1 protein-coding gene is annotated in these 573 nt (G+C 64.9%); it reads right to left on the bottom strand.

Going from position 1 to position 573, the window contains the following annotated elements; genetic code table 11:
- The coding region (locus B2W55_RS18650; protein WP_291532265.1) for an alpha/beta fold hydrolase at positions 1-573 on the bottom strand (573 nt) is incomplete at both ends.

Here is a 573-nt window from a genome sequence, read left to right as displayed (position 1 = left end):
CGCGACGATGCCGTCGTAATGCGCTTTCGCGCCGCCCATCATGCCCTGCCGCCACCAGTTCTGAATTACCGCTTCCGACGATTTTACGCCGGGCCGGTTGTAGCCATAGAACGGGCCAGCCGGCAGATCGCGATAGAACTGCGATCGGTTGGCCGCGACCTGCGCCTGCAAGCCGTCGAACACCGATTTCGGCAGGCCGCCGGGATTGGCGGGCGTCTGCACCATCAAGGGCGGCACGGCTGCGATGATCGCGGCCTTCGCCACCCGGCTCTCGCCATGGCGGGCGATGTAGTGCACGACCTCGCCGCCGCCGGTGGAATGACCGACATGGACGGCATTCTTCAGGTCGAGATGCGCGGTGACCGCGGCGAGATCGTCGGCATAATGGTCCATGTCGTGGCCATCGGCGACCTGGGCCGAGCGGCCATGGCCGCGGCGGTCATGGGCTATGACGCGAAAACCGTGATTGAGGAAGAACAGCATCTGGGCGTCCCAGTCGTCCGACGACAGCGGCCAGCCATGGCTGAACACGATCGGCTGACCCGAGCCCCAATCCTTGTAGAAGATCTCGAC

This window comes from Bradyrhizobium sp. UBA2491 (assembly GCF_002341725.1).
In the GTDB taxonomy this organism is placed as follows: Bacteria; Pseudomonadota; Alphaproteobacteria; order Rhizobiales; family Xanthobacteraceae; genus Bradyrhizobium.
Note: the sequence above shows the minus strand (reverse complement) of the source record. Positions and strands in the feature narration are given on the sequence as shown.